At 72.0% G+C, this 2,482-nt stretch carries 1 protein-coding gene; it reads right to left on the reverse strand.

What is annotated here, in order from left to right; translation table 11 throughout:
* Window positions 1–469: 469 nt before the first annotated feature.
* Window positions 470–1,702 carry a glycosyltransferase gene (locus E1281_RS39105; RefSeq protein ID WP_243717806.1) on the reverse strand — a complete coding sequence of 411 codons (1,233 nt, stop codon included), beginning with the start codon at window positions 1,700–1,702 and terminating at the stop codon, window positions 470–472.
* Window positions 1,703–2,482 lie beyond the last annotated feature (780 nt).

The raw sequence follows: 2,482 nt of genomic DNA on the forward strand, positions 1-2,482 counted from the left end.
CGTCTACTCCGAGGCCGTGTACGGGCCGCCGGGCCGTTCGCGCGACGACGTCAGCGAGGCGTTCCGGCCCGCCCCGCAGCCGGCTGCGAGTGATTACCCGGGCGGGGAGCCACCGAAGCTCGTCTTCAGGACGCCCCCGGGTTCCGAAGCGTCACCCCGCCATGCACCGGACCCCGGGGCGCGCACACGGCCGCCCAGAGACCCCTGGACCCCATGGGCGGACGGCCCTCCCGAGCCGGCCCCTCCACCGGCCCGCCGCACCAAACGCGTGATCGTCCCCAACCCGGACGGCACCGGCTGGAGCTGGGGCGAGGCAGACGACGAAGCCCGGTAGCACCTCCGTACGGCCTGACCGTGTCCCTCAAGCAAGGTGCGCCTATCGGTGGGGCGACGCGTCTCTTGCGTTGGCGCCCGGTCGGAGCGGCCCCCCGCCGCGCGACGTACGCAATGAGAACGCAGGCGCCTCACTTCACCTGAGGAGCGAGTCGATGATCTCTTGTGCCCGTCCTACGCCGTCCTCGTCCCGGATGCGGTATCCGAGTTCACTCGCCCGGTCCGCCATCTCGTGATCCCGGACGGCACGCCGGATCTTCGCGGCCAGCCGGGGGACCGTCACCGCGCGGAACGGCAGCGGAGCCGGCCCGGCCCCCAGCGACGCGACGCGCTCACCCCAGTAGGGCTGGTCGCCGAAGAAGGGGCACACCACGGTCGGCACGCCCGCGCGCAGCCCCGCCGCGGTCGTCCCCGCGCCCCCGTGATGCACGACCGCGGCCATCCGCGGAAAGAGCCACGAATGCGGGACGTCCCGGACCGCGAGCACCTGCTCGTCCGACGTGTCCGGATCGCCCTGCACGATGCCGCGTACCCCGGCGAGCTTCAATGCCGTTCGCACGACCAGCCCGGTCATTTCGGCGTCCTTGGGAACCATGCTCCCGAAGCCGACGTACACCGGCGCGGGGCCCGCCGCCAGGAAATCCGCAAGCTCCCTCGGAGGCTCCCACCCAGGCTCGTCGAGGAACCAGTACCCCGTGAGGTTCACGTTGGAGGGCCAGTCCTCGGGCCGCGGAACCACGGCCGGGCTGAAGCACGCCAGCACCTGTCCGCCGTCCGCACGCCGACCGTGCACGGGCAGCCGCGGCAGCCCCAGCGTCTCGTCCCGCCACGGGTTGATGAACGGCCGCGAGAGCTGCCACGCGATCTGGTCGACCGCCCGGAAACTCGCCCGGTTCGCCCATGGCCCGAGGATTCGCGCCTGCGGTACGAACGGATGCGGGAAAGCGCCGGTGGGCTGACTCGGCTGAAAATGAATCAGCGCCCAGGGAATGCCGAGGTGCTCACCGATATGACGAGGAAGGAAACCGAGTGTGGGGCCCAATATGAGGTCGGCGCCTTTACAGGCGTCCAAACACTCCGCGAGAAGCCGCTCGGCCATCGGCCCCAGAATTCGCCGGAATCCGCCCAGGAACTTCACCGGATTCCGGCCGCCCGCCAGCAACTCCTGCCCGGCATCCGATTCGAGGATCTCCGTCGGATCCGCCGTCAGCGGCGCGAGCTCCAGCCCCGCCGCGGTGACCATGGGCGAGTACCGCGCACTGGCCACCAGCCGCACCTCGTCGCCCCGCCGCCGCAGCACGCGCCCCAGCGCGACGCAGGGCTGGATGTCCCCCCGCGACCCCGCCGCGAAGATCACGATTGTGCTCACGCTGACCTCCAGAGGATGCCCGGCCTTCAGGCCGGAGAGGAATTCGGACCGTCCTCCTACCAGGCGTCGCTACGCGGCCTGGGCTGCGGCTCGTCGGCCGGGTTCTCTTCAGGGACATAGGGCTCGTACCACCCTTCCGGAGGGGCCGGACGTCCACCGTCTTCCGCCTGCTCCTCCAAGGGCCCGGCACCCGCCCCGGTCACGATGCCGACCTGAGGCGGGCGCTTCCCGTGTCCCCCAGCGGCTTGCGGAGGGTCGGTCGCACCGTCCTCCCGCAGGGCCGCCGCACCCTCCCCCCAAGCCTCGCCGGCGCCTTCCGCCGATCCGCTCACACCACCGACAACCGGTACCCCGGACTGTCCGAGGCTCCCGCCCTCCGTGGTGGCCCGCAGGGACCCCGCGCCTTCGCCCGGACGGTTCTCGGTGTCCTCCGCCGGCGGTCCGGCCTGGCCGTCCGCCGGCCGTGCGTCCGACTGCCCGGTTGTGCCGCCGGCAGTCCCTAGCGCTCGGTCGCCGGCCGTTGGGGGCCTCATGAGGTGCCTGTCTTCGGGCGTGATCTCTTCGCGTGGCTGTGGAGCGCCCGGCCCAGTGCTCGCGCCGGCCTCTGCCGCGGGTGGGTGTGACCCGGCTGCTGAGGGCGTCTCTGACGCCCATGGATTGGTGCTGCGGGCCTTTCCGTGAGCGCTCGGTCCGGTGGCTGGGTCCTGTGCCGGGGAGCGTGGGTCTGGGACCGAAGGTTCCTCGGGGGGCGTCGGATTGGTGAGTGGGCCTGTCCTGGGG

Source organism: Actinomadura sp. KC345 (genome assembly GCF_004348515.1).
Classification (GTDB): domain Bacteria; phylum Actinomycetota; class Actinomycetes; order Streptosporangiales; family Streptosporangiaceae; genus Spirillospora.